Below are 25,628 nucleotides of genomic sequence, written 5' to 3'. Positions count from 1 at the left end.
TTCTGACGACCGATTTTTCGCTGGGGGATTTTAGTCCGAATGGAAGAGAAGCTATGAGCGACGCCTTCAATCCCGCAGACGGCACCAGGGTGTCATATCAGGAGATAGGCACCGGTCCCACAATCATTCTCGTGCACGGGACAGGGCTGTCCCGTGCTATGTGGCGCGGTCTCGGCTATACAAAGGTACTGAAGCAACAATTTCACGTTGTGTCCTTGGATCTACGAGGGCATGGTCACAGCGACAAACCTCACGACGAGAGCGCATACCGAATGGACTTGCTTGTCGGCGACGTCCTGGCGGTTCTGGACGTCGTAGGCGTGAGGAGCGCCCATTACTTTGGGTACTCGGCCGGTGCCAGGCTTGGCTTCTCGCTGATTGCCAGCAACTCGCAGCGAATCGATAGCTTCACATCCGCAGGCGGCACGTATCGCGCGCTCACCGGTCAGCTAGATTCAATCTTCTATCCCGGTTACGCCCAAGACTTAATGCAAGGCGGGATGTCGGAATTTTTGCAGCGGTGGGGTGAGGCTGAAGGCCTTGCTATCGATCCTCAAACCACCGCCGCCTTCATGGCGAACGACCCCGTCGCACTGCGAGCTTTCCTGCGGAAAGGGGAAAACGACTCGGGTCTCACGGAAGTTCAGCTTCAGGCGGTTGAAGTACCGACCCTGCTCTTCGCCGGTTCCGAAGATCCGATGCGTTACGAGGACTCTCAGCGAGCAGCGCAACTGATGCCGAATGCTCGCTTTGAAGCGTTGGCCGGTCGCAGTCATGGCAAAACCCTGATGCCAGCGCCTCCGTTGCTCGATGAATTCAAGACATTCGTAGCCTCAATAGAAGGTAGAAGGGCTTGACGTTTACCCATGGTGCAGCCTCGCTCGTGACCTGCCTGTCGCACCGAGCCTCCTCATACGTCCCACTTATCGGTCGCATCTCTCCTACCGGCCGTCGTCTCAGCAGAAACCGTACCGTCACAAAAAGAACATGACGTGCTGAACCAGTCATCGAATACTAATTGCTCACTCATCGGGTGAACCAGGAGCAGGACCTAACATAAGGGCGGTGGCGGGCTGCAGCGCTCAAATCAGCAACACGCCAAACCATGTCCCTTCCCTCTAAACCGTAGGTTATGCTCGCCCAGGCGTATCGAGTTCCTCTTGATGAGCTCGTCGGAGCTCCCGAGGTCGGAGATCCCCGGGTGCGCCTCAAACCTCGTCGGGTGAACGGCCGCACGGTCGTCCCGCTGACTCCGCAGCCCGGGGGAGTGCAGGCCTGGAAGATCCTCATCCCGGCGAGCCAGACCATGCCCGAGCCCCGCAATCACGACGGATACGAGTGGCTCTATGTGCTCAGTGGGATGCGGCTGATCCTCGGCGAACACGATCGTGTGCTCGGTGCTGGCGAGGTTACAGAGTTCGACACCAGGCTTCCGCACTGGTTCGGGAGCGCTGACGGCAACGCCGCAGAGGTGCTGAGCCTGTTCGGCAAGCAAGGCGAGGGCGTGCACGTTCGCGCCAAATCAGAGCCTCACCGAATGGTCTAAATGGCTCCTCGTATTTGCAGAAGCTTGACTGGTAATGGAAGTATCTGGTAGATATAACTAAAAGATAGTAAGGGGATCGGCGTTGGCAAGTTCAGAACAGACTCAGATGGCGATTCTCGGCGCGCTGAGCATTGCACCGATGACCGGATACGCCGTGCGGGAGCAGATTCGGGAGACTCTTGGGCACTTCTGGTCCGAGAGCTTCGGCCAGATCTACCCGGCGCTCGGGGATCTCGAACGGCAGGCAATGGTTGAGCGTCACGATTCGGGCGACTCTCGCTCCTCGCTGTTTGCCATCACCGATCAGGGCACCGCCCGCCTAAGAGGGTTGCTCGCCGACGAGCCACAAAGGCAAAAGCCTCGAAACGGGCTCATGCTGCGACTCTTCTTTGGGCGTCAGCTCGGACCCGAGGTCTGCCGCGAACTCGTCCTCAGCGCACGTGCCCAGGCGGAGTCTCAACTCGCCCACCTGCAGGATGCGCGGAATGACCTCGCGAAAGACGCCGGCCTCGACGACGACGCCCCCTACATCCTGTTGACCATCTCAGCCGGTGAGCACGCGGCCAGGGCCACAAGCGCTTGGGCCGACGAGGCGCTCGGTGCCATCGACAGCTTCGACCCCGGAGACGCGCAGTCCCGGTCAATCGCAAAATTCACAGAGGAGCTACAATGACCATCAATCCAGTCCTGGGCGTGGACCACCGCGGTGCAGGCATGCAACGCCCCGTGCGCCGGAAGACAGCAGCTGCAACAGCACTCGGTTTTCTGATCGTGGTCGCCTTCCAGATGTCGCTGATGTTTGGCGCACCCTTCGGTGCGGCGGCTCTTGGGGGAGCAAACGCAGGACAACTTCCGGTCGAATTGCGGGTCGTGAGCGGCGTGAGCGCGGCCATCTGGACATTCGCCACGATGATCGTTCTGGCCCGTGGTGGGTTCGTCGTCTCGCGCCTTCCACGTGGCCTGAGCCGCTGGGGCACCTGGGTGCTCGTGGGCTATTTGGCAATCGGGGTTCTAATGAACCTCGCCTCGTCCAGTCCGTGGGAACGCTTCGGTTGGGCGCCCTTCACCTTGGCGTTGTTTATCCTCACCCTCGTGCTGGCGCTCGGAGGTTTCGCCCGAGTCCCGGCCATGACGTCGGCGGACTCACGTTGAGCAACCTGGTGTCCGCGGATGCCGCTGCGATCATTGCGGTTGCCTTCTGCATGCTGATGGGAGCGCTAGCCGTGTTCCAAGCTGCCCTTATCGCCGGTGTGCCAATTGGCCAGTTCGCCTGGGGAGGCCGGGATCGGATTCTGCCCACTAGGAAGCGCATCGGCAGCGCAACATCAATTGCCCTGTATGCAGCTTTTGCCCTGCTGGTTCTGCAACGCGCCGATCTCATCACCGTCATCCCGTGGCCGGACTTCACCAACATCGCCATTTGGGTGCTCGCCGCATACTTCGTGCTCGGCATCATCATAAACGGCATCTCTCGATCGCTCCCGGAACGGTGGACTATGGCACCGCTGTGCGCGTTGCTTGCCGCGCTCACCGTGCTGGTTGCCCTGGGCTGAGCGTCGGGTCTGTGCGTGCGATCGCCCACATGACAAGTGCCGAACCGAGGAAGAGCGCACCGAGCGCCGCCCACCCCGCCTTTCCGTTCTCGATTACCGTCACCGTGAGGGTCATGGGTGTGAGCATCGAGCCGATTCTTGGTCGGGCTTGACCTGATTCTCGAGGGGCTCGAGTCGATACGCGCCGGTCCTAGCTAATCAGCGCTGTCGGCGCACGATGAGGGTCCGGCTGGCGCGGTGGAGGCGAGGCACGGTGCCGTAGATCACTATCGGGACCGCTCGTCGTCGCTTTCGCGGCCAGGTTCGACGTGATGAAAGACCCCGGCCGCTGGGATGACGCTGGAGAATGACGCGTTCCTTGCCTTGGTCCACGAATTGCGCATCAGCAGCTCCTCCAGCCCGAATGCTCTTGGCGTCCTCGATGACATGCCCGCGGTCTATCGGATCGCCGACAACGTCGCGCTGGCAAGTGCTTTCGGCGAGGCGTTGTCGCGGTGTTGGCTCGAAGATGCCGCGTCGTGTGTCACGTCCGTCACCACTAGCGTCGGCGACGCCGCGCTGACGGTACAAGACATTGGATACGTCACGACGCACGATCCGGCCGACACCGTCGCGGCCTGGGACGACGTTCACACTCGACGAACAGAACTAGGCAGCCACGCTCTCAATATCCGCACTCGGTTCGGAGGTGACTGCATGCTCGCCGAGTGCGCCGCAGTCGTACATTGTCTGCTCGGTAGCAAAAGGGCTGTTGCCCGACACTTTAGTCACCGGATGGTCGATTCCGCAAGGATTCCGTGGAGGTTGCTGTCTCCTCCTTGCTCGCCACATCGGTATTGATCGACTCTGCTTCGACCCGCGGCTCCTCGTCCAGCCGGCACACACACCGAAATTCAAGCGCGCTCGAGCCACACCATCCCGTCGGGTGACTCCTGAGGGTTTGGACACATCCATATTGACAACCTTACAATGTATGTCTAGTCTATTTACTACATAAGTTATGTGTGGATTAACCCCATGCGTGTCGACTCGCATGCCTGCGAGCAAAGGAGAGCAACGATGAATACACCACCGGCAGATGTCCATACCGCAGCCCCCCAATCCAACACGATGATGGCAATCGTTCATGATGGATATGGTGTGCCCAGCGAGGTTCTGCGCCTTGAACGAATCCCTCGACCCTCGATTGGTGAGAAGGAGGTGCTGGTACGTGTTCGTGCAGCAAGTGTGGACCCAGGCATTGCTCACATGGTCACCGGCCTTCCGTACCCGGTACGCCTCGCGAGTAGATCGCTTCGCGCTCCCAAAGGCCGCGTGCCCGGATTCGGACTTGCGGGCCAGGTGGTCAGCGTTGGCGCGAGTGTCACTGGAATCGTGGAAGGAGACAATGTGTTCGGCATCGGCGCCGGGTCATTCGCGGAATATTCTGTGTGCCGTGATGACAAGATCGCACTGATGCCCGACAATCTCGACTTCAATCAGGCAGCAGCCATTCCAGTCTCGGGGCTCGCAGCGTTGCAGGGACTGCGTGATCACGGCAAAGTGCAGCCCGGATACAAGGTGCTTGTCGTGGGTGCGTCGGGTGGTGTTGGCACTTTCGCCGTGCAGATCGCGAAGGCCCTGGGCGCCGACGTAACCGGCGTCTGTAGTGCCTCCAAAGTCGAGATGGTCCGCTCAATCGGAGCCGATCATGTCATCGACTACAAAAACGAGAACTTCGCCGATGGCGCGACCCGGTATGACGTTATCCTTGACACCGGCGGAAACAGCAATCTGGGTGAACTACGACGCGCACTTTCTAGCCACGGGACTCTCGTCATCGTTGGCGGAGAAGCGAAGGGCCGTTGGTTCGGCGGCACCGATCGCATACTTTGCGCACTCGTGCTCAACCCGTTTGTCACGCAGACCCTCCGAGCGTTCATCTCGACCGAGGATGCCCGAAACTTGCGTGCATTGGCAAAGTTCGCCGCCGCGGGCCATCTCGTACCAGTGATGGATCAGAGCTACAGCCTTGCGAACGCGATCTCAGGCATGCGTCGCCTGGAGGAGGGCCAGGCGAAAGGCAAGATCGTCGTCACGATTCCTTGACTTGAGGGATTCAAACGCGAACCCGCGAATCAATAGGTTAGGCGCTCCGAGAGGCTCGGGCCAGCCGTGTGGACGGCGAGACGAAACGCAAGCTCCGCGAGATGAACGCGGGCGAGCCGCTCGAGGCGATCAACACCCAGGACGAAACACTCTCGATCAGCTTGACGTTCGAAGAACGGGTCCGGCTGGTCGTCCGCGACGCCTACTCCACCTTCACCCATTCCAAGGTCGCCGGGCTGGTTTGGCGGGGAGCCTACGCTATCCGAACGCGGATCAGCGCTGCGTCGACCTGCTCGACGAGCGTGGTTGGGCCCCCGTTAGCAGTCCAGTGTCTATGCAATAGCTGGTTGGTTTTCATACGTCCAGTTTTCCCAGTAGCGCTTCGGCGTCATGCCGTTCAAGGATCCGTGGGGCCGTTCATGACTGTATATAGCTTTCCATTCCTCGGCCAAATACTTCGCTTCGGCCATGCTGTCCATGATTTCTCCGGAGAGTTGTTCTCTTCTGAATCGGGCGTTGAAGGATTCGATGAAGCCGTTCTGCCAAGGTGATCCCGGGTCGATGAATGCGGTGTCGACTCCGGCGGTGTTGCACCACGTGATTAGTGCCTCGGCCGTGAACTCGGGCCCGTTGTCGCACCGGACGTAGGCCGGGGCTGTGCCGGTTTCGGCGATGATGTTCTCCAGCACCGCGACCACGTCGGCGGTTTGAACGACCGGCGGGGAATGATCGCCAACGCGCTGCGCGTGTATTCATCGATGACGTTGAAGAACCGGATATGCCGGCCGCAGGAGGTCACATCGGACTGGAAATCGAAACTGACCACATGCATCGGGTACTCGGCGGTGAGGCGTTTCTGCTCCCCGGCTCCGGGCCCGGAGCGGCGTTTCTTGCGCGCCCTGGGTTTACAGACGAGGTCTTCGTCGCGCCAGAGCCGGCGCACACGCTTCCTGTTCAGCGCCACGGCGTGCCACCGGGGTTGGGCCAGCAGGTGCCAGCGCACCTTCCGCCAGCCCCAGGCGGGGTGCTTCACGGCGACGGCGCGCCAGGCTGCGCGAAGCTGGATTTCCTCGAAGCCCATGTCGGTCTTCTTCTTGCGGAACGCGGACCGGTTCTGGCCCAGGACGTTACAGGCGAAGCGTTCGGGCGCCCCGAGCTTCTCCACCGCCATGCGCACGGCACGGCGGCGGGGTTCAGGGCTCAGAATTTTCCCTTGGCCACCTCGCCGAGGATGTCGAGTGCCAGTTCCTTCTCAGCCAACAATCGCTTGAGCCGGGCGTTCTCCTTCTCCAGCTCCTTGGTCCGTTTGGACGCCTCTGCGTTCTTCTCTGACCCGACCTGATTCAGCCAGCGGTACCAGGTCGCCTCGGTGACCTGAAGCTCCTTGATGACCTCGACCATCGGGCGCCCGTCGTTGAGCATCTTCTAACCCTGCCGGACTTTGGCGATGACCTGCTCGGGGTGTGTCTGCGTGCCATGATTTGTGAATCCTCCTGTGTCCATTCTCGGACACGAAACTCACACAAACACCGGACTTCTATCTGGGGCCCAACCAAGCGCTGCGCGATCGCTAAACGCGCCTGCGAGCACCGCATCCGCATGGTCCTGCAGAAACGTTCTTGACCGGAAAGGCTGGGCGACCCGGGAGGAACTACGCCTGGTGATGGCCCTCTGGATCGAGCGGACCTACTGTCGACACCTACGACCGCTGGCGGCGGCAACGCCGCCGTGGCAAGCTCGCCCCGATCGAGTTTAAGACAGTAAACACGGCCTTCAAGGCCGCCTGAAACCACTGCCCCTTGAGCCAACTGACCTCGGGGCGGTCCCATTTGATGGACTCTGGCGTGCCTCACAGCCTGGTTGCCCGCTGCGGTTTGAGAATGATGTGTTGTGCTTGGCAATCCATAATCCGGCACGGGTTCCGGGACAAGCCGTGGCGCAGATCATGGCAGGTATGTACGCGAGATTGCCCAGATGACCAGTGCCGAACCGAGGAAGGGGTCTGTACGATTTTCGGTGTAACTCCTGAATAGGAGGAACCGTAATGAGTGACGTGAAGATCGACGTGGAGGGTGAAGCCGTGGCGACGGTGAAGCAGGATGACGTGGTGGACGGCCGGCTCGTGGAGCAGCTCATCGGGAGGGCCCGGGAGAAGGGGTTGGCCCTGACCGGCGAGACCGGCCTGTTGGGTCAGCTGACGAAGATGGTTCTGGAGTCGGCGCTCGAGGGCGAGATCACTGACCACCTCGGCTACGACAAACACGAACGCGCTGGAGACGTCTCGAACGCCCGGAACGGGTCGAGGACCAAGACGGTGTTGACCGAGATCGGCCCTGTCCCGATCGAGGTCCCGAGGGACCGGGACGGGTCATTCCAGCCGCAGATCGTCCGCAAACACCAGCGCCGCCTCACCGGGGTCGACGAGATGGTGTTGTCGCTCTCGGCCCGAGGGTTGACCCACGGTGACATCAGCGCCCACCTGGCCGAGGTGTATGGCGCGGACGTGTCAAAGACGACGATCGGGGCGATCACCGACCGGGTCATCGAGGGCATGACCGAGTGGCAGAACCGGCCGTTGGACCCGGTGTATCCGGTGATCTTCATTGACTGCATCCACGTCAAAGTCCGCGACGGGCAGGTGGCGAACCGGCCCATCTACGTGGCTCTGGCCGTCACGGTCGAGGGGAACCGGGATATTCTCGGGCTGTGGGCCGGCGACGGCGGTGAGGGCGCGAAGTACTGGTTGCAGGTCCTCACCGAGATCAAGAACCGCGGTGTCGAGGACGTCTGCATGGTCGTCTGCGACGGCCTGAAAGGGCTCCCCGATTCGATCGGGACACTCTGGCCAGAAGCGATCACCCAAACCTGTGTGGTGCACCTGATCCGGGCGAGTTTCCGGTATGCAGCCCGGCAAGGACTGGGACAAGATCGCTAGAGCTCTGAAACCGATCTATACCGCCTCGACGGTCGACCAGGCTGAGGAACGGTTCTTGGAGTTCAGCGAGGCATGGGAGAAGAAGTATCCGGCGATCGTCAGGCTCTGGGAATCAGCATGGGCCGAGTTCGTGCCGTTCCTGAAGTTCGATGCCGAGATCCGCCGGATCGTGTGCACGACGAACGCGATCGAGTCCGTCAACGCGAGGATCCGCAAAGCCGTCCGGGCTCGGGGCCACTTCCCGAACGAGCAAGCCGCCCTGAAGTGTGTCTACCTCGCGGTGATGAGTCTGGATCCGACAGGCCAGGGACGGGCCCGCTGGACCCAACGATGGAAGGCTGCTCTTAACGCCTTCGACATCACCTTCAACGGCCGACTCAGCGTCGGACGCTAACCCACAACACAACTAGTTACACCGAATTATTGACACACCCTACTCACTGACCATCGCACGATGGCTCACTACGTTGCCGGAGCAACGCGCTCACCGCGGGAAACTACACCACTCCACGGGACGCAACCGGCGGAGGCTGCACGCCAGTGTTCGCCGTGTCCGTCGGCATACATGGAGGCCCAGGGCTGGAAACCTGTTCGGTGGGATTCTTCGAGGAGTTCATACATGGCCCGTGTCCGCTGGCTCATCGCGTCTGGGAGGCGCTGGCGTAGTTCGAGGTCGGCGTCGTACCCGTCGACAAAGGCCTTGAGTTTCGCTGCTGATTCATCTACTGGTTGCCCGTCGAACAGGGAGCCAAAGGATTGGGCAGCGTAGGCCAAGTCCCACAACCGGGTACTAGGACCGGCTCCGTCCCAATCAATAAAGACCCACCGTTCTCCGATGACGAGGTTGCACGGAGCGAGGTCGTTGTGACACATCAGATCCGGCGCTTCGACGGGGAGGGGTAGATTCCAGTCATCCTGGGCGGGGAGCGGGAACGCTTTACTGGCATCGTGGATCTGTCGCACCATCTGACCCACACGGGTGAGGGTATCCGTGGTGAGCGGCAGTTCGTTCAGTGCGAGATCACCGTCAACGTATTCGACCACGTGTCGATTCTCGGAGTCCTGCCCCAACGGTTCTGGCACATCCACACCAGCCCCACGAAGTGCCTGCAAATAACTCTGGACTGCTTCCGATTTTCGTTGCCAAGGTTTCCGCACAGTGTTTCCGACGCGAATGACATTGTCCGAGGTATTTCCACCGGTTAGCTGCTCTTCCTCATTCACCCCCGAAGCCTACTGGAGCAGCCCTGAAACGATGGATTCAGGCACTCCTACAAGTTAGACACCGCGACACCGGCAGCCAGCACCGCTCGATGCCTGGCAGCTGTGGCTGTTAGCCAGGAATGGCGGTTAATCGCAGCTTCAGTTGGCGGTCCTGTCGTCCTATTCAGCGATCGATGCTTACGGTGAGTCAGACCCAGATAATGATGCCACCTACATCCTCACTGGCTTACGGGCAGTCCAAGATGCTCGCTCGACGATCACGACGTGGTCTAGTGGAATCATGCCGACGAATATCGAAATCAAAGCGCGCGTGGACAGTCTCCAAAAGCTGTTGCCGGTGGTCGCGTCTCTGGCAAACGCGGGACCCGAGCATGTTGTGCAAGACGACACGTTCTTTTCCTGCCCGGACGGCCGGCTTAAGCTTCGGGTTCCGCGCGATGGACACGGCGTGCTGATCTACTACCGCAGGGCGGACGAACTCGGCCCGAAGCCTTCGTACTATGTACATTCGGAAACTTCGGACCCAGACGGGCTTCGATCAGTACTGACTGATGCCTATGGCGAAGTTGGGCGAGTTCGAAAGCACCGCACCGTGTTTCGCATTGGTCAGACTAGGGTCCACCTCGACCTCGTCGACGGATTGGGCGAGTTCTTGGAACTGGAGGTCACCGTCGGAGACACGCTGGAGCCTGACGCTGCGGTGTCAGAAGCGCATCGCCTCCTCGCTGCGTTCGGGATCGAGGACGGCGCGCTCGTAATGGGTGCCTATTTAGACCTCCTTGACGCCGCCGGTGCCACGCAAGTCCGGTAGGGGATCGTCTTACACGCGTCGGTTTTGGCCATACCGGGCTCAGCGGAAAGGGGTGGGATGCTTACAGCGGTGGACGTGAGTCGTTTCTTTGTGTGGGCGGCAGGTATCGCCGGGACTGTGCACGCTGTCTTCAGCCTGTACTGGGCTTTTGGCGGGCAATGGCTTCTAGCTACCGTGGGGCAGTGGGCGGTTGAGTTGTCGGTCCAGAGCCCCCTCGCGGCGGGGATCATGCTCGGCCTTATCGCCGTCGGGAAATTGCTAGCGGCGACGATTCCAATCGCCGTCGCCTATGGGCGAGTGCCGTGGCGAAAATTCTGGCGAGCGGTGAGCTGGTTCGGCGGGGTGTTTCTCGTGTCTACGGCGCTGTGAATGCTGTGGTCAGTGGCGCGGTTCTTGTGGGAGCTATTCGACCCTCCGAGGGCTATGACGTTGACGCGATGGTCGGCCACGCATTGTTGTGGGATCCTTTGTTTTTTCCCTGGGGCGCTGCCCTCGTTTTATCGCTCTGGTATTCACGGCAGCACGTACGTCATTTCATGCCGAAGGGCTAAGAATCAGCCGGGCAGTCGTAAGGTGTGTAGCGGGTAGGGACCTGGTTGGGCCCCCGTTAGCAGTCCAGCGGCTATGCGATAGCTAGTTGGTTTCCTGCGGTCCAGTTTTCCCAGTATGCCGAGGTTGTCATTCCGTCGAGGGATCCGTGGGGCCGTTCATGATTGTAGATCTGTTTCCATTCATCGGCCAGGTATCTTGCTTCGGCCAGGGTGTCGATGATTTCTCCGGTAAGTTGTTCCCTTGAATTGGGCGTTGGTTGATTCGGCGCACCCGTTTTGCCACGGCGATCCCGGGTCGATAAACGCGGTCTCCACGCCGGCAGTTTGGCACCAGCTGATTAGCGCCGCGGCGGTGAATTCCGGCCCATTATCCGAGCGGACATGGGTCGGGACGACACCGGTTTCAGCGATGATGTCCTCGAGCACGGCGACCACATCGGTGGCGGTGAAGGACCTCCTGGGGATGATGGCCAGCGCGGTGCGGGTGTATTCGTCGATGACGTTGAAGAACCGGACGTGCCGCCCGCACGAGGTCACGTCGGATTGGAAGTCGAAGCTGATCACATGCATCGGATACTGAGCGGTCAACCGTTTCTGCTCACCAGCCCCGGGCCCGGTCCGGCGCTTCTTCCGAGCCTTCGGTTTACAGGTCAGTCCTTCAAGACGCCAGAGCCTGCGCACCCGCTTCCTATTCAATGCCACACCAGCCCAGCCCGGTTGCCCGAGCAGGTGCCAGCGTGCCTTCCGCCAACTCCAGGTCGGGTGCTTCCCCGCAACAGCACGCAGATCGGCCCGGAGCCGGTGGTCTTCGAAGCTGGTAACCGGCCGTGCCTTGCGCAGCGCGGAACGGTTCTGGCCCAGGATGCTGCAGGCGAATCTTTCGGATGCCCCGAACTTCTCCTGCGCCATGCGCACCGCACGGCGGCGAGGTCCGGGGCTCAGAATTTTCCCCGCGCCACCTCGTTGAGAATGTCGGTGGTCAGTTCCTTCTCCGCGACCAGTTTCTTCAGCCGGGCGTTTTCCTTCTCCAGCTCCCGTACTGCTTTGGTCTGGCCGGCGGTCTGCTCGGAACCGTACTGGTTCACCCACCGGTACCAGATCGCCTCGGCGATCTGAAGCTCTTTCACGACCTCAATCATCGGCCGTCCATCGTTGAGCATCTTCTGGCCCTGACGGACCTTCGCGATGACCTGATCAGGGGTATGTCTACGTGCCATAAAAGTGAATTTCCTCCTGCACCCATTGTCGGATGCGAAACTCACATAATCACTGGACTCCTACACGGGGACCCAACCAGACCGGCTTGCGGGCAGTAGGAACGGGCAATCCGATTGGCATTGATAATCACGGTCCGACATCTTTCTCCTGGAAGTATCGATGTAGGGCTCGGTGGTCACTGGGTACAAATATTTGTAGTGTGGGGTGATGGGGAGCACTGGAAATGGATCTGATCCAAATAGGATGCATGCCCAATCGATCTTGTTCTTGGCTTTCGGACTGGCTTGGTGCGGTGTAGGCGTAGTCGGAGCCGTTGAAGACTTCCAGCGGTGGAGCCCCTATCTAATGCTTGCCCTTGGGATAGCGCTGGTTGCTCGAGGGCTGGTTCTTCACTTGAAATGCAAGCGCCGTCGAGGAGTCAGCGCGGACCATTAGTGATTCCCGATAGGTCGTCCGCACAAACGTTCCGTTCAAGATGACAACCGTCCCCGCCTGATCGCCTTAAACCACGCCCGAATAGGGACCGGCTTACAGGCGCTCCGACGGAGTATCACTGTTTGAATACAAGAGTTCATGGGTGGTCAGTTTGATGTCCCGGACGACTAGACTCGCTGGCACGTAGCCGCTCGCAATTGGGGGAACAATGGGAGTCAAGCAAACTCGGGGCAGTCCCGTCCGCTCCTAGGGCCACCACGAGAATGGGTATTACCAATCACCATTGGGTGTCCCTGAGACCCTTTGCCCGACAAATTGTTGCGGCGTCGGGAATTGATCCACCGACGGACAGATTGGATGTGGCCATTGGAACGTTTGTCTGGTTTGATGGCGGAAGACACGCTGTCCACACGGCACCAGCACCTGGGGGAAAAAGCATTATGAAGATCACCACCGCCCTTGCCGGCCTCGCCGTCGCATCCGGAATCGCACTCACCGGAGCCACCAGTGCGCTGGCCGTTGAATCCACCCCCAGCCCTGGTCCGGAACTGGTACCTTTCGATCAGGCAACCATCATCGATCCCGACTCAGTAACATTTGCAATCGGCGGCCTGCTCACGGCCGACGGCACCAACCTCTGTGCGGTGAACCCAACAAGCATTGCCTTCCCAGACCGCACCTACCCGTGCTTCGCCGGTTTTGGGAGCAATATCCCCGGCGCCATTACGCCCGTGAACCCGCCGGAACTGGTTCCCTTCGATCAGGCCACCGTAATCGACCCGAATGTCGTCACCATCGTCCAGGGCGGGGTGATCGCCGCCGACGGGTCAGACCTCTGCGCAGTGGACCCCGGCAGCATCGTTTTCCCTGACGGCCGATACCCCTGCTACATCAACTTCACCCAGACCTACACCACGAACCCCATTCCCCCTTACCTCGCGGCCCCCGAGCCCCAAGTAGCGCAAATGCCTGTCGGCGGCGTCGATACCGGCGTGAATGTTGGCGGCACGAATGAAACCGGCCCGGTAACCCTGGCCGAGGTCGGCATCATCGGAGCCTGCGCCATGCTTGGCGTCCTCATCCACCGCCGCTTCTCAACGCAACCCTGAAACGGGGAAATACTCTAGGCAGGAGCAGCCGCCTAGGCGCAGAGTTCTTGTTGCGTTTAAAACGGGCAGGGTCGTCGAATGCTGCACTGCTACGCCAAGGTCTCGGGCAGCGGCAGCACCTCACTGCTCGAGGCCGACGTTCGCGGCAGCCCCGAGAGCATTCTCGAAGGTGAACCGAAGCTGTTTTGGCGAATGATGCGGAACCTGCACCAGCAGCAATGTTCGTATCGCGGACAATCAAATAGAGCAGCGATGGCCCCGATGGCATCCCACACATTATCTTCAGTAGTCCCGACGGAATCTGTCAAGGCGTTTGAGACACAGCTAAGTGGTTAGGCGTGTGTGGGGACCTCGCTTTGTTGGGGCTGGTTGATCCACGCGGCCGTGGGGCCCGCCGGCGGCGCCGGCGGTTGACCGAACCGGTGCGGGGTCGCCGCGTAGGCGTCCTGGAGCACCGCGGCCCGGCGGCCCTGGATGGCCGCGTAGGTGCCGTCGAAGACCGTCGCGGGGGTATGCAGCCCGATCCCGGAATGGCGGTGTTCGAAATTATAGTAAAGGAAGAATTCGTTGGCCCAGGCGACCGCGTCCTGGCGGGAGCCAAACCGCCCCGGGTAGGAGTGGTGATACTTCGTGGTCTTGAACGCCGCCTCGGAATACGGGTTGTCGTTGGAAACGCGGGGCCGTGAATGGCTGCGGTCGATGCCCAGATCGATCATCAGCTCGGCGACCGGTTTGGACGTCATGGACGTCCCCCGGTCGGCGTGGATCACGCCCGGGGTGCCGTGGATCATGACCGCGTCGGCGATGAAGTCCTTGGAGCCGAGCCCGGACTCGCGGGTGGTGATGTGCCAGTGGACGACGTAGCGGGAGAACAGGTCAATGATGACCATCAGGTCGTAGTAGACGCCCCGGATGGGGCTGGGGAGTTTGGTGATGTCCCAGGACTTATGCCGACATCGGCATAACAGGACCAGACGTCGTTGGGTTTCACCGCGACGAGTTCGGGTTTCTTCTTCGCCGGGTGGGTGGCCTGGCGTCGGCGTTCACGCACCTGGCCGTGGCCGCGCAGGATGCGGTACATGCTTGATTCCGAGCACAGGTAGGTGCCCTGGTCCAGCAGGATCGCACCGACCTGGGCCGGCGCCTTGTCGGCGAACTCCTCGCTGTTCAACCGGTCCAACACCTGCGCGACCTCTTCATCCGTGAGCTTGTTTACCGGTGCCGGGCGCCGGGGTGTGGGCCCGTGGACCTTCGGGGTCAGGGACCGGTAGTGCGTGGCGGGAGACCGTCCCGTGAGGGCGCAGATTCTCCGCACGGGCAGCAGCCCGGTCAGGGCTGTGAAGGCCTCGTCCACGGCGGCGCTCACGGCTTCTCGTTGTCCGCCCTCGTGGAGATGTCCTCCAAGAGAGCGTGTAATTTTCCCAGCACCGATAATGCCTCCTCGGTCCGTCCGAGTTTCGCTTCGGCCCGTTCGGCGCGGTCCTTCATGGCCTCAAGCTGGGCTTCGGGGCTGTTCTTCTTCGCCGGTCTGGCGGCGGTAGCGAGGCCGGTGAGGGCGCCGGCGTCGCGTGCCCGGCGCCAGGTGGTGATTTGGGAGGAGAACAGGCCTTCGCGGCGGAGGAATGCGCCCTTGGCTCCGGGGCCGTCGAGGGACTCGTAGGTTTCCAGGATCGAGAGTTTCTCCCCTGGGGTGAAGGAGCGGCGGAGGGGCCTTTCTGCCCTGGGTTTTTCGAGATCGGACATGGCTCCACCATCGGTGTTGGTGGTGGGGGAAGCAAGTGCGGTGCTCACAGGGAATCGGTTTCCAAATCTCGCCCTTAAGGAGTCAGTGGGAAAAGTGGCGGTGTCTCACCCAATGCTGACAGACAGGGCGACGCCCTCGGCAGCTCTAGCAAGAGGCACTTACCTGGCATGAAGCACGCGCCCTGGACTGCGCCTACTGTTGCCTTCAGCGCCGCCTAGCAATCACTCACCGTCTGCTTCATCGTCAGAAAGTAGCCTGCCCGTGTTTCTTGATGGCTTCGGGAGGATTGCCGACAGTGGCGGCGGACCGTGGTGGTTCTCCGTCGTAGAGGTCCTGCTGGGCAGCGCTCTTGATGCTGTGAGCGCTCCGCAACTTGGCGCACTTTGTCGGCGGCCGCTGGATTGGTTGCTGTGTTCGGTCCATTGATCCGTGGGGCTGTGCTTGAAACTCGTGAGCTTCGGGCCGAAGGTATCGTCCTGCCGTCTAATCCGGTGACCTGCAAGTCACTCATTTCCACAGCTGTCCTCGCCGGTATTCTGTGGATTGTCTTCGTATTCCTCGCCGCTAACGGCAGGCTGACGTTTCCCCTATTGCCAGTCGTCGGAACAGTATGGCTGGCATACCAGTGGCGCCGCAGCATGTCGCTGCCTTTTGAAAAAGACCATTTGAGGAAAGAGCGAAACACCCTCGGCGCAGATCCCTGCTGATTTCTGATTTCGGTGTCGTGGATTTGTCTGAACCAAGAGGGCTTCCCCCCTGTGCCGATCGACGCACCTGTTACCGAGATTTAGGAAAGTCCTTGGTCACGTAGTTTCCTTCTCGTATATCCATGAGATATTCAGAAAGGAGAGATGACTTCCATGATGTTGGTGTGCGTAGGACCGGTTAAATGTGGTTCTGATGGTCGCTATTCAGCGCATTCACGTGGGCTTTCGAAAAAAGCGATGACGGGTCTCGCCGGACCGTCAAGGGGTATGGAGTTGCTCGCTCGACAAGGTCAACGGGGCCGTCAAACGTGGTCGAAGATCAGGGCAAAAAAAGGGGGTGTGCACAATGTGCACACCTTGGGGGTCGGACTGGGTCGTACTGGTGCCGGACTGGGCCGGTTTGGGGAGGCTTTCGGGGGAGTGGACTGCTGTGGAGATTTAGGACAGTGAGCCCTCTTAAAATGGGGGTTCTACTGAAAGTGAGACCAGCAGCATGTCTGCATCAAGATCACGCCGTTCGTATACCCAGGACTTCAAGGATGATCTCTGCCGTGAAGTTATCAGCACGTCCAAGCCGGTGGTGGATGTGGCCAAGTCCTATGGCATTGGCGCCGAGACCCTGCGCCGTTGGTTGATCAAGTACCGGGAGACCCACAACAGTCCTGATGCCGCGGCGACCGGCGCCGAGCTGGCCAGGCTGAAGGTGCTTGAGAAGGAAAATCGGGAGCTGCTGGCGGAGAATCTTTTCTTGAAAAAAGCCAGCGCTTACTTCGCGAGGGAGCAGCGGTAGTGAGCAAGTTTGAATACATCGACTCCCAACGAAACGACCCGGCCGAGACCAATCCAGTGACGAAGATGTGCCTTTGGTTAGCCGTCTCAACCTCCGGGTTCTACAACTGGCTCAAGCGCCCTCAATCGGCCACAGCAGCCCGCAGGGACGTCCTTGCAGCCCTCATCAAGGGCTTCTTCGACGATTCCGACGGCACGTACGGGTACCGGCGTGTTCACGCCGACCTGGCCGCCGCTGGCATTGAGTGTTCGCCGGAGTTGGCGCGAAGAATTATGCGTGATGAAAATCTTATTGCCTGCCAGCCGCGCCCGTTCCGGAACACCACCGAAGCCGATGTCGAGGCTGCCGCGTTGATCCCGGATCTGGTCAAGCGAGACTTCACCGCCACCGAGCCCGGGGTGAAGTTCGTCGGGGACATCACCTACATCCACACGTGGCAGGGGTTCATTTATCTGGCGACCGTGATCGACTGTTATTCCAAACGTGTGGTCGGGTGGGCCATCGCCGACCACATGCGTGCCGAGCTCGTCGAAACCGCGTTGCGCAACGCCGCCGCCACGACCATGATCCGGCCCGGCGCTACCTGGCACTCAGATCGGGGCAGCGTCTATACCTCCGGCTCGTTCCGAACCCTTGTCAAGGACTTGGGCATGCGTTCTTCCATGGGCCGCACCGGGGTGTGCTGGGACAATGCCGCCGCGGAATCGTTTTTCTCAGCACTGAAAAACGAGCGAGTCCACCGCACGGTCTACGCCACAAAAGAGCAGGCCCGCAAGGACGTTATCCGCTACATTGAAGGGTTCTATAACAGCCGGCGGCGGCATTCCGCCCTCGATTACCAGTACCCCAACGATGTCCATTACAGTTACCAGCAGCCGCACCAGGCAGCGTAAGAGAAAACACTAACTCCGCTGTCCGAAATTCACGCAGCAGCCCAGAGGCCGGTGTTTGCAAGGGGTGAAAGCCGGTTCAAGTCCCACTTCGGGCACAGTGGTTCCCCTTGTCAGAGGCTGTATCGCTCTCTGACTGTGCACAAACCGGCGCATATTGTGAACTCGGGTGTGCCTGTTTTGGTTGGAGAGTTGCAATCTTCCTGTGGCGGGTCGCCTCCTTTCTCTCCTGAAGCCCTTGTTGGGCTTTCTTACTACTTCATGGGGGAGTAGTGGCGAAGGTACATGACTTCGGCTTGATCTTTTCCCCAAGAGTCGATTTCTCGGGGACAGCCTGTCAGTTGAAGCGGCAATCCAAGGTTCCCGGTCCCACCGTCAATCGTGCGTGTAGACGGCGAAGAGCACACCTTCAGCTGACTATGGCAGCTTTGTTCGTACCCACCAGGGCAATCTAAGCGGGACCCACTTCGGTCTCTTCGGGGTGTCGCGGGCAATCTAAACGGGACCCACCCTCACCGTTGTGACAACGCTTATTTGGTTGCTCAAGGTGGAGGTTCGAATGGAGTCTCGGGTGGAAGTTTTTGCGCGGATCCGGCGTGATGCGCGCCTGGAGGGCCTCTCGATCAGGGAGCTGGCCAGACGTCATGGTGTCGGCCGGCCAACCGTCAGGCAAGCACTAGCGCAGGCGGAACCACCAGAGCGCAAACCCCGGGTGCGCACCGCGCCCCGGCTGGAGGAATTCAAGACCGCAATTGATGAGATGCTCCGAGAGGATCTCGACGCGCCTCGTAAGCAGCGTCATACCGCACGACGCATCTTCGCTCGCCTCGCTGATGAGCACGGGGCAACGCAGCTGTCCTATTCAACGGTCCGTGACTACGTGCGCCTTCGTCGGCCAGAGATCGACGCGGAAGCAGGCCGACTGCCGGCAGTCTTCGTCCCGCAGGAACACGCACCAGGCGCGGAGGCAGAAGTCGACTTCGGGGAAGTCTGGGTAGTCCTGGCCGGAGTGAAGACCAAATGCCACATGTTCACCTTCCGCCTGTCCCACTCCGGCAAGGCAATCCACCGGATTTATCCGACCCAAGCCCAGGAAGCATTCCTCGAAGGTCACATCGACGCGTTCGAGGACATCGGCGGCATCCCGACCCGACACATCAGATACGACAACCTCACCGCCGCGGTCGTGAAAGTCATCTACGGCACCGGCAGGCAGCGGACCGAGAACCAGCGGTGGTTGTTGTTCCGGTCCCACTACGGGTTCGATGCTTTTTACTGCCACCCCGGCATCGAGGGCGCCCATGAAAAAGGTGGCGTCGAGGGGGAAGTCGGCCGGTTCCGTCGCACCCACTTGTCCCCGATGCCCGTCGTCGACTCTCTCGCTGAGCTCAATCAGCAGATCAGGCAATGGGACCTCGATGACGAGGACCGCCGTATCGATAACCGTCTTCATACTGTCGCCCAGGACTTCGCCCTCGAACGATCCCTGCTTGCCCCGATCACCGCGGAACGTTTCGAACCGGGCCTGACACTGACACCGAGGGTTAACCGGTCAAGCCTCATCCGGGTACGGGTGGCGTCTTACTCTGTTCCGGCCCGGCTCATTGGACGCCCGGTGCGGGTGTTCCTTCGTGCGTCCGAAGTCGTTGTCTTCGAAGGCCGCACCGAAATCGCCAGGCACTCCCGGGTAGTAGCGCAGCACGGGCAGAGCGTGAACCTTGATCATTACCTCGAGGTTCTCCACCACAGACCTGGTGCACTGCCAGGCTCGACCGCCCTGGCCCACGCACGAGCATCCGGGACCTTCACTTCAGCCCATGAAGCGTTCTGGGCCGCTGCCCGCAAGACCGACGGGGATGTCGGCGGCACCCGCGCCCTGATCGATGTTCTCCTCCTGCACCGGTCCATGACAGCCGAAGACGTCATTGCAGGGATCACATCAGCACTGACCGTCGGAGCGGTCACCGCTGATGTCGTCGCGGTCGAGGCCCGCCGGCATGAAGCCCTGGGCGGGTCCGGGTTAGACCGTCATCGTGGTGAACAAGCTCGTGGCCCCGAGCGACGGGTTGTCAGTCTTACTCAACGCCGGCTCGCGGATCCGGCTGCCGTAATTGCAGGCCTCCCTGCCGACAGAAGGCCATTGCCGTCCGTCGTCGCGTACGACCAGCTGCTGCGCTTACCCGAACGAACAGAACCCGCGACCAACAACCCCATCAGTAACACGATCAGTGACGCAGCCCAGAAGGGAACAGCATCATGACCACCACGACCAACATCACCACGACCCTGCGACGACGGCGGGGCCTCACCGAGGAGGCAGCCAACGCAGCGATCGACCAAGCCTGCCGTAGGCTCCGCCTTCCAACGATCCGCGCTGTCATCGATGAAGCCACGACGATAGCGCAGAAGGAGCAGCTGAGCTATCAAGGATTCCTTGCGGAACTGCTGCTGGCCGAGTGTGACGACCGCGATCGGCGCTCGTCTGTTCGACGAGTCAAAGCTGCAGGATTCCCGAGAGACAAATGGCTTGGAGATTTCGACTTCGATGCCAACCCGAACATCAATCCGGCCACCATCAACACGCTGGCCACCGGCGACTGGGTCCGCCGCGGACAGCCACTTTGCCTTATCGGTGACTCCGGCACAGGTAAGAGCCACCTCCTCATCGGGCTCGGTACCGCCGCTGCCGAGAAAGGTTTCAGAGTCAAATACACGCTGGCCACACGCCTCGTGAACGAACTCGTCGAAGCCGCCGACGAGAAGAACCTCGCCCGCACCATCGCCCGCTACGGCCGGGTGGATTTGCTCATGATCGACGAACTCGGCTACATGGAACTCGACCGGCGCGGCGCCGAACTCCTGTTCCAGGTCCTCACCGAGCGAGAGGAAAACAACTCGATCGCAATCGCGTCCAACGAGTCCTTCTCGGGCTGGACGAAAACCTTCACCGACCCCAGGCTCTGCGCCGCGATCGTGGACCGGCTGACATTTAACGGAACCATCATCGAAACCGGCACCGACTCCTACCGACTCGCTCACACCCGCGCCCAACACACCACCTGACTAAGAAGGACACAGAAGAACCCGCCTCCTCCGGGTTGGTTCCACATAGCGCCCGCAAACGTGTCAAAGCGGGAAAAACCCCGAAAGTTCGGCGCCCGCTATTGGAAGGCAAACCTGCAGAAGCACTGGCCGTACTCCTACCCAAGAGTCCAACCAAGGTGACAAATCGGGATCAGCCCTTCGCAGCGGTTGCCCCTCCCAACGACTTAACCTATCGTTATTCAATACGATTGATAATCAATATGGTCGGGAGGCCGCCATGATCCGCAAGACCGGGAACCACCTCACCCTCTGGGCCATACAAGCCCTCATCGCCATCGCGGCCCTCATCAGCTTCATTTTCGGGGTCCTACAACCCCTCATCAGCGGATTCGGTTGGGGGCGCGGGCCGATCTTCGGCAGCTCCGTCACCCTTCATGCCAACTTAAACATTCCCTTCGTCCGCCCGTACACGGAACCAGCCCTACCATCGATCTACGAGCGGCAAGAGCGGACAAACGGGATTCAACCAGGCGACTTCATCGAAATGTCCCTCCCCAACGGCGTCGAAATATGGGTCAGGGACTTCGACCTACGCCAAGGCATCGGGCTCATGGGCGGACAAACCTTGGCAGGAGCTGTCATCGTCGCCAGCCTCGTCCTGCTGTTCCTCATCGTGAACAGCTTTCGGCAAGGCCATGGATTCACCCGCACCAACACCCGCCGGCTTCTACTCACCGGCCTCATCGTGGCGGTCGGCGGAGAAATCGCGGCACTGCTCTTCTACTGGGGAACCCTCCAGATCCTCAACCACCCCGACATCGCCCCCTACGTCCTCCAAGAAGCCGACCTCTCCTTCACCCCACTACTCGTTGGAGCCGGCGTCCTCCTCGTCGCCGAAGTCTTCCGCCATGGCGTCAACCTCCAATACGACGTAGACCACACGATCTGATGAAAGACCCCAACAACGACAACACCTCGGACCCAGACCACTTCATCAGCATTCACCTCGATGAACTCCTCACAGGGAAGAACATGAGCCTTGCCGAACTCGCCCGACGAGTGGGTATTACCGTGGCGAACCTTTCCATACTCAAAAATGGGCGAGCCAAAGCGATTCGCTTCAGTACACTCAGCGCCATCTGCCGCGAACTCGACTGCACCCCTGGCGACATCATCACCTACCGCGACACTAAACCCTAGTAGGTCAACAGATACGTGCAGGTGAGGGATATTTTCAAGCCCATACTGCGCCGAACATCTCGTTCAATCAGGCGAAGCGCACCTACAGCCCTTGTTGAAGTGGGTCTCGCTTGGATTGCCCTCATGGGTTCGAATTACCTTGACATAGCCATTCAGCGCTGGTGACGTGACCGAGGTAGCCGGCCACCATCTGTGGGTAGCTGCTCTCGGTGCTTGGCTTGGGCAGGTCGACGCGGAGGGTCGGCCCTACATGGTTGTCGGCGAGGGCGACGCAGACCAGGCTTTCCTGGGGCCAAAACCCAAGGGTATGGCCAATGAAACTGAGGACGTCGCCTGGGGTTCTGATTGTGAGCGGTTCCATTTTCCTTCTCCTTCAGTGACTGGCCGGCACCGGGCGTGTCTGTCAGATTTGCGCGTCGTTCTAATAGAGGAATCACTGCTGGGTTCGAGGGGCCGGAGTGCAACTTGGGGAACCGGGAGCGGGCCAAAATTTCGCGAGGAAATCAGCGACGGAGGAGCGCCGAACGAAAATTTGTACCGATCCTGGCGCTTATCGCCCAAGTTGCGCGGAGGACCCGCCCAGCGATGATGGGGATCAGAATGACAAACAACGATGATGGGGATCAGAATGACAAACAGCGATGATGCTTCTCGTCATTCATGGGTATGTTTCGGCGGCACGGCAGGACGCCGGCGAGTCCTCCACCGGCTCCGAGCCAGCCAAGCAGCGGGGCGGGTAGGGCAACCAGCCCTCGAGGGCAACAACGGCCCCAAATAGTCCGAACCATCCTGCCAAACCACTTGACCCGCACCGCAGAGCTGGCTGCGGAGCAGGAGAAGGCGCTAGAGAAGGCCAAAGCCCGATCAACAGCCAAGGCTACAAAGACAAGCACAGGCTGAAACTAGATTTCCTTTCGCAGGGAAAGCGAGAAGAAACAACGGGGCCGGTAACTGTGTGGTGCAGAAGCCGGCCCCACCTTCATGAAGTGACCCGCCCAGGTCCAACACGTTGGTGTCCCACCGCCACAGTTTCAGCGGCGTCATAGTTGAAGGCCCTGTTGAGATCGTCGAAAATTGCGCCTCACGGGCGTCACAGCCCGCGAATACGCCGCCTCCCTCAGGTGCTCTCGGTCAGCACGCCTTCAGGCTGCCGTCCCTCGGAGTGTCGCTCGAGCCACCCCTCCAGGCCGTCGAGCAGGAGGTCAAGGCCGATCGGGAACTCATCGCCATAGAAGTAGCCCGGTTGAAGCACATGGTCAGTCATCAGCTCGGCGAGATACGGGTACTCGCTGACAGGAAGTTGGGCAAGCATGACGTGCGCCATCGCTGCCGTCTCCTCCTGCGTTTGAAACGGCAGGGTCTTCTCCTGCATTGCGAAGCCGTAGATGTAGCTGTCCAATGCCGAAAAGGCATGTGCTGCCATGGCAACGGAGAATCCTGCGTTCCGGAGGGTGCCGATCACACGGTCGTGATGCCGCAGTGTGGCTTGCCCCGGATTGGTCCCGGAGTCCTTCAACGCGGTAGCCCACGGGTGGCGGGACAGAGTGTCGCGGAATGAGACCGATCGCTTGCGTATCGCCGTCTTCCAATCGTCACTGTGCGAGGGCAGCTCGATCTCGTTGAACACGGCATCGACCATTGCTTTGAACAGGTCCTCCTTGTTCGCGACGTGGTTGTACAGCGACATCGCCTCCACCCCGAGCTCTTCACCGAGCCTGCGCATCGTCAGTGAGTCGATGCCCGCGTCATCGGCAAGCGCGATCGCTGCGCTCAGCACTAGCTCGCGGTTTAAGCGGCGGCGTGACGCCACGCCGGTCTTGCCCGATTGTCTCGCCACAACTTTCCTTTCGAATCCATTGACAACCTTACTACGTAGGCGTATTTTACTTACACCATAAGCTTACAACGTAAGGATTTTACTATGAAACCCTCCACGCTCGACTACAGCAAGACCGAAGTCCCGCAACGCCCGATGCACTTCACTACCTGGTCGCCGCGCACTGCGGCGATTGTGGCTGGTGTAGGGCTCGCGGGCATGGCGGTGCTGGCCGTTTTCGCCAACTTCGGCGCGATTGTCCCTTTGATCGCCCGTGGTGATGCCGAACAAACCGCGCAGAACGTCTCCGGCGCCCCTTTCTTGTTTTTCGCGGGTGTCTTCGGCTTTTTTCTCGTAGCACTGCTCGACGTCATCGTGGCGGGGGCGTTGTACACACTGTTCAGGCCGGTGAGCCGTCGGGTCTCGGCGGCAGCCGCCTGGATCAGATCGGCCTACGCGGTGCTGTTGGTGGTTGCCCTCAGTCAACTCGTGATCGGGTTCTCCCTCTCCGGCGATCCCGAAGCCGCCCTCCCGGTGCTGGAGTCGTTCAACACCATCTGGGTCATCAGCCAGGGCCTGTTCGGCATCTCCCTACTGCTCGTGGGCTATCTGGCATTCCGGTCAGGTTTCGTTCCGAAGGTCTTCGGCGTCCTGCTCGCCATCGCCGGCATCGGATATCTAGCGGATGCCGTAGGGATGGCCTTCATCCACGACTTCTCCGCCGTTTTCGCCCAATACCTGTTCGTGGGCGAGGTAGCGATCATCTTCTGGCTGCTCATCGCCGGCCGTCGGCTCTCCACCAACTGAATCGCCGATTGCCACGGAGAAGACCACGGACAATCCCGTGCTCACTAGCCCCATCCGCCACACCGCGCGTGCCTCGGTGTCTCGCCCGCTATGGCAGGCCCGTACTGATCACCGGAACCTCCCCAGGTCCTAGACCTCCCCTAACTTAGGAGAACAGCATGCAAGTAATCACCAGCCGCACCTACGGCACGTCAGACGTCGTTCACGTTGAAGAGATCGATACACCGGTCCCCAGGAACGGAGAGGTATTGATCCACAACTACGCAACTGTCGTCTCGAGAGCGGAATCCACCGCACGCAGCGGCAAGGACCTCTTCGCCCGGCTCTACTTCGGCCTGGGAACGCCTCGCTTTCCGGTCCTGGGAACCGGTTTTGCCGGTGAAGTCCAGGCAGTAGGAAGCGCTGTGACCAGATACCGTGTCGGTGATCAGGTCATGGGATCAACGGGACCAACCCTTGGTGCCCATGCCGAGTACGTCACAGTTTCCGAAAACGGGATCATCGCGATGAGGCCCGGTGGACTGCTATCGACGGACGCCGTGGCAGTCCTTGATGGTGCCCTCACCGCCTTGCCGTTTCTAAGAGACGCCGCCGAGCTGAAGGCCGGTCAGTCCATTTTGATCAACGGCGCCTCCGGCGCGGTGGGTACGGCGGCTGTTCAGCTCGCCAAGCATTTCGGGGCAATTGTCACTGCGGTCTGCAGCACCACAAACCTTGAGCTAGTGAAATCCCTGGGTGCGGACAAAGTCATCGATTACACCGCGGAGGACTTCACCGAGATAGGTCAGGACTACGACGTTGTCTTTGATGCGGTAGCCAAAAGCTCATACACCCGCAGCCGGAAGCTCCTGAAACCCGGTGGCATCTACCTGACAACTGTGCCATCTCTGCCGATCCTAATGTGGGTGCTGGTGACCCGGATCTTCGGCAAAACCCGGGCGGGAATCGCATTCACCGGGCTTCGAAAAGCCCAACCGATGGCCCTGGACGTGAAGTTCATGGGCGATCTGGCGGCATCCGGACACTATGTCCCTGTCATCGACCGGACCTACAATCTGAAGGAGGCCGCTTCCGCGCATGCCCATGTGGAGTCAGGGCACAAAAAAGGCAGCGTCGTCCTTGCCCTGCATGACCACGGTGGGTAAGCGGCCTCCGCGGC

Annotated in this window: 24 protein-coding genes and 3 pseudogenes; 18 read left to right on the top strand and 9 right to left on the bottom strand. The window is 60.4% G+C overall.

Annotation, left to right across the window (positions count from 1 at the left end):
• The first annotated feature begins 53 nt into the window (after nt 1-53).
• From H4V95_RS10145 to H4V95_RS10125, 5 genes are all read left to right on the top strand, one after another.
• Nucleotides 54-857, top strand: a complete 804-nt coding sequence (locus H4V95_RS10145) for an alpha/beta fold hydrolase (protein ID WP_209730216.1) — start codon at nt 54-56, stop codon at nt 855-857.
• A gap of 365 nt (nt 858-1,222) precedes the next feature.
• Nucleotides 1,223-1,546 carry a cupin domain-containing protein gene (locus H4V95_RS18645; RefSeq protein ID WP_312884003.1) on the top strand — a complete coding sequence of 108 codons (324 nt, stop codon included), beginning with the start codon at nt 1,223-1,225 and terminating at the stop codon, nt 1,544-1,546.
• 106 nt (nt 1,547-1,652) lie between these two features.
• Nucleotides 1,653-2,219 carry a PadR family transcriptional regulator gene (locus tag H4V95_RS10135; RefSeq protein WP_209730212.1) on the top strand — a complete coding sequence of 189 codons (567 nt, stop codon included), beginning with the start codon at nt 1,653-1,655 and terminating at the stop codon, nt 2,217-2,219.
• A complete protein-coding gene (locus tag H4V95_RS10130) occupies nt 2,216-2,698 on the top strand; it encodes a hypothetical protein (protein ID WP_209730210.1) in 483 nt (160 codons plus the stop codon). Before H4V95_RS10135 ends, H4V95_RS10130 begins: the two co-directional genes overlap by 4 nt.
• Complete coding sequence (locus tag H4V95_RS10125) at nt 2,695-3,099, top strand: hypothetical protein (RefSeq protein ID WP_245345650.1); 405 nt, start codon at nt 2,695-2,697, stop codon at nt 3,097-3,099. The genes H4V95_RS10130 and H4V95_RS10125 overlap by 4 nt, the downstream gene beginning before the upstream one ends.
• Here H4V95_RS10125 and H4V95_RS10120 read toward each other — a convergent pair.
• Nucleotides 3,074-3,226, bottom strand: coding sequence for a hypothetical protein (locus H4V95_RS10120; protein WP_209730208.1), 153 nt, complete (start codon nt 3,224-3,226; stop codon nt 3,074-3,076). The genes H4V95_RS10125 and H4V95_RS10120 overlap by 26 nt on opposite strands.
• A 206-nt stretch (nt 3,227-3,432) precedes the next feature.
• On the opposite strand from H4V95_RS10120, the gene H4V95_RS10115 reads away from it, so the two are divergent.
• Together H4V95_RS10115 and H4V95_RS10110 are read left to right on the top strand one after the other, a co-directional pair.
• Nucleotides 3,433-3,939, top strand: coding sequence for a hypothetical protein (locus tag H4V95_RS10115; RefSeq protein WP_209730205.1), 507 nt, complete (start codon nt 3,433-3,435; stop codon nt 3,937-3,939).
• A 219-nt stretch (nt 3,940-4,158) separates the two neighbouring features.
• Nucleotides 4,159-5,187 carry an NAD(P)-dependent alcohol dehydrogenase gene (locus tag H4V95_RS10110; RefSeq protein WP_245345649.1) on the top strand — a complete coding sequence of 343 codons (1,029 nt, stop codon included), beginning with the start codon at nt 4,159-4,161 and terminating at the stop codon, nt 5,185-5,187.
• A gap of 332 nt (nt 5,188-5,519) precedes the next feature.
• Here the strand turns inward: H4V95_RS10110 and H4V95_RS10105 are convergent.
• Nucleotides 5,520-6,665: pseudogene (locus tag H4V95_RS10105) on the bottom strand (IS3 family transposase).
• 566 nt (nt 6,666-7,231) lie between these two features.
• On the opposite strand from H4V95_RS10105, the pseudogene H4V95_RS10100 reads away from it, so the two are divergent.
• Nucleotides 7,232-8,516, top strand: a pseudogene (locus H4V95_RS10100) (IS256 family transposase).
• A gap of 68 nt (nt 8,517-8,584) precedes the next feature.
• Here H4V95_RS10100 and H4V95_RS10095 read toward each other — a convergent pair.
• Nucleotides 8,585-9,166: a phosphotransferase gene (locus H4V95_RS10095; protein ID WP_395939833.1), complete on the bottom strand. Its 582-nt coding sequence runs from the start codon at nt 9,164-9,166 to the stop codon at nt 8,585-8,587.
• Between the two features lie 460 nt (nt 9,167-9,626).
• Between H4V95_RS10095 and H4V95_RS10090 the strand changes: the two genes are divergently transcribed.
• Together H4V95_RS10090 and H4V95_RS18345 are read left to right on the top strand one after the other, a co-directional pair.
• A complete protein-coding gene (locus H4V95_RS10090) occupies nt 9,627-10,157 on the top strand; it encodes a class IV adenylate cyclase (protein WP_209730201.1) in 531 nt (176 codons plus the stop codon).
• 75 nt (nt 10,158-10,232) lie between these two features.
• Nucleotides 10,233-10,526: a DUF3995 domain-containing protein gene (locus tag H4V95_RS18345; RefSeq protein ID WP_312884002.1), complete on the top strand. Its 294-nt coding sequence runs from the start codon at nt 10,233-10,235 to the stop codon at nt 10,524-10,526.
• Nucleotides 10,527-10,779: 253 nt separating this feature from the next.
• Here the strand turns inward: H4V95_RS18345 and H4V95_RS10080 are convergent.
• Nucleotides 10,780-11,925, bottom strand: a pseudogene (locus H4V95_RS10080) (IS3 family transposase).
• A gap of 876 nt (nt 11,926-12,801) precedes the next feature.
• Between H4V95_RS10080 and H4V95_RS10075 the strand changes: the two are divergent.
• Nucleotides 12,802-13,470 (top strand): hypothetical protein, encoded by a 669-nt coding sequence (locus H4V95_RS10075; RefSeq protein ID WP_196868044.1) that lies wholly within the window; start codon nt 12,802-12,804, stop codon nt 13,468-13,470.
• 332 nt (nt 13,471-13,802) lie between these two features.
• Here H4V95_RS10075 and H4V95_RS10070 read toward each other — a convergent pair whose 3' ends face one another.
• The 3 genes from H4V95_RS10070 to H4V95_RS10060 are packed head-to-tail and all read right to left on the bottom strand — an operon-like array spanning nt 13,803 to nt 15,261.
• On the bottom strand, nt 13,803-14,360 hold the full coding sequence (locus H4V95_RS10070; RefSeq protein ID WP_245345647.1) for a DDE-type integrase/transposase/recombinase: 558 nt from the start codon (nt 14,358-14,360) through the stop codon (nt 13,803-13,805).
• Nucleotides 14,360-14,836: a helix-turn-helix domain-containing protein gene (locus H4V95_RS10065; protein ID WP_209730199.1), complete on the bottom strand. Its 477-nt coding sequence runs from the start codon at nt 14,834-14,836 to the stop codon at nt 14,360-14,362. The genes H4V95_RS10070 and H4V95_RS10065 overlap by 1 nt, the downstream gene beginning before the upstream one ends.
• Nucleotides 14,833-15,261, bottom strand: coding sequence for a hypothetical protein (locus tag H4V95_RS10060; protein WP_209730197.1), 429 nt, complete (start codon nt 15,259-15,261; stop codon nt 14,833-14,835). Before H4V95_RS10060 ends, H4V95_RS10065 begins: the two co-directional genes overlap by 4 nt.
• A 1,153-nt stretch (nt 15,262-16,414) precedes the next feature.
• Between H4V95_RS10060 and H4V95_RS10055 the strand changes: the two genes are divergently transcribed.
• The 5 genes from H4V95_RS10055 (at nt 16,415) to H4V95_RS10035 (ending at nt 21,846) form a co-directional block, all read left to right on the top strand.
• Nucleotides 16,415-17,604 (top strand): IS3 family transposase gene (locus H4V95_RS10055; RefSeq protein WP_209728230.1). Its coding sequence is split into 2 segments (ribosomal slippage): nt 16,415-16,661 and nt 16,661-17,604, totalling 1,191 coding nucleotides; the frame shifts between segments, so codons are not numbered across the junction.
• A gap of 556 nt (nt 17,605-18,160) precedes the next feature.
• On the top strand, nt 18,161-19,861 hold the full coding sequence (istA, locus tag H4V95_RS10050; RefSeq protein ID WP_209731337.1) for an IS21 family transposase: 1,701 nt from the start codon (nt 18,161-18,163) through the stop codon (nt 19,859-19,861).
• Nucleotides 19,858-20,664 (top strand): IS21-like element helper ATPase IstB, encoded by an 807-nt coding sequence (gene istB, locus H4V95_RS10045; RefSeq protein WP_209730195.1) that lies wholly within the window; start codon nt 19,858-19,860, stop codon nt 20,662-20,664. The genes istA and istB overlap by 4 nt, the downstream gene beginning before the upstream one ends.
• Before the next feature lie 259 nt (nt 20,665-20,923).
• Entirely contained in the window at nt 20,924-21,595 is a 672-nt protein-coding gene (locus H4V95_RS10040; protein WP_209730193.1) for a DUF2975 domain-containing protein, read from the top strand.
• Nucleotides 21,595-21,846: a helix-turn-helix transcriptional regulator gene (locus H4V95_RS10035; RefSeq protein ID WP_209730191.1), complete on the top strand. Its 252-nt coding sequence runs from the start codon at nt 21,595-21,597 to the stop codon at nt 21,844-21,846. Before H4V95_RS10040 ends, H4V95_RS10035 begins: the two co-directional genes overlap by 1 nt.
• A gap of 121 nt (nt 21,847-21,967) precedes the next feature.
• Here the strand turns inward: H4V95_RS10035 and H4V95_RS10030 are convergent, their stop codons facing one another.
• Complete coding sequence (locus tag H4V95_RS10030) at nt 21,968-22,207, bottom strand: DUF4192 family protein (protein ID WP_209730189.1); 240 nt, start codon at nt 22,205-22,207, stop codon at nt 21,968-21,970.
• A 756-nt stretch (nt 22,208-22,963) separates the two neighbouring features.
• Nucleotides 22,964-23,683 (bottom strand): TetR/AcrR family transcriptional regulator C-terminal domain-containing protein, encoded by a 720-nt coding sequence (locus H4V95_RS10025; protein ID WP_209730187.1) that lies wholly within the window; start codon nt 23,681-23,683, stop codon nt 22,964-22,966.
• Nucleotides 23,684-23,767: 84 nt separating this feature from the next.
• On the opposite strand from H4V95_RS10025, the gene H4V95_RS10020 reads away from it, so the two are divergent.
• Nucleotides 23,768-24,469 carry a DUF4386 domain-containing protein gene (locus tag H4V95_RS10020; protein WP_209730185.1) on the top strand — a complete coding sequence of 234 codons (702 nt, stop codon included), beginning with the start codon at nt 23,768-23,770 and terminating at the stop codon, nt 24,467-24,469.
• Nucleotides 24,470-24,627: 158 nt separating this feature from the next.
• Nucleotides 24,628-25,614 (top strand): NAD(P)-dependent alcohol dehydrogenase, encoded by a 987-nt coding sequence (locus H4V95_RS10015; protein ID WP_209730183.1) that lies wholly within the window; start codon nt 24,628-24,630, stop codon nt 25,612-25,614.
• Nucleotides 25,615-25,628 lie beyond the last annotated feature (14 nt).

It is taken from the genome of Arthrobacter sp. CAN_C5 (assembly GCF_017875735.1).
GTDB lineage: Bacteria > Actinomycetota > Actinomycetes > Actinomycetales > Micrococcaceae > Arthrobacter_D.
This window is presented reverse-complemented; position numbering and strand designations above follow the sequence as displayed.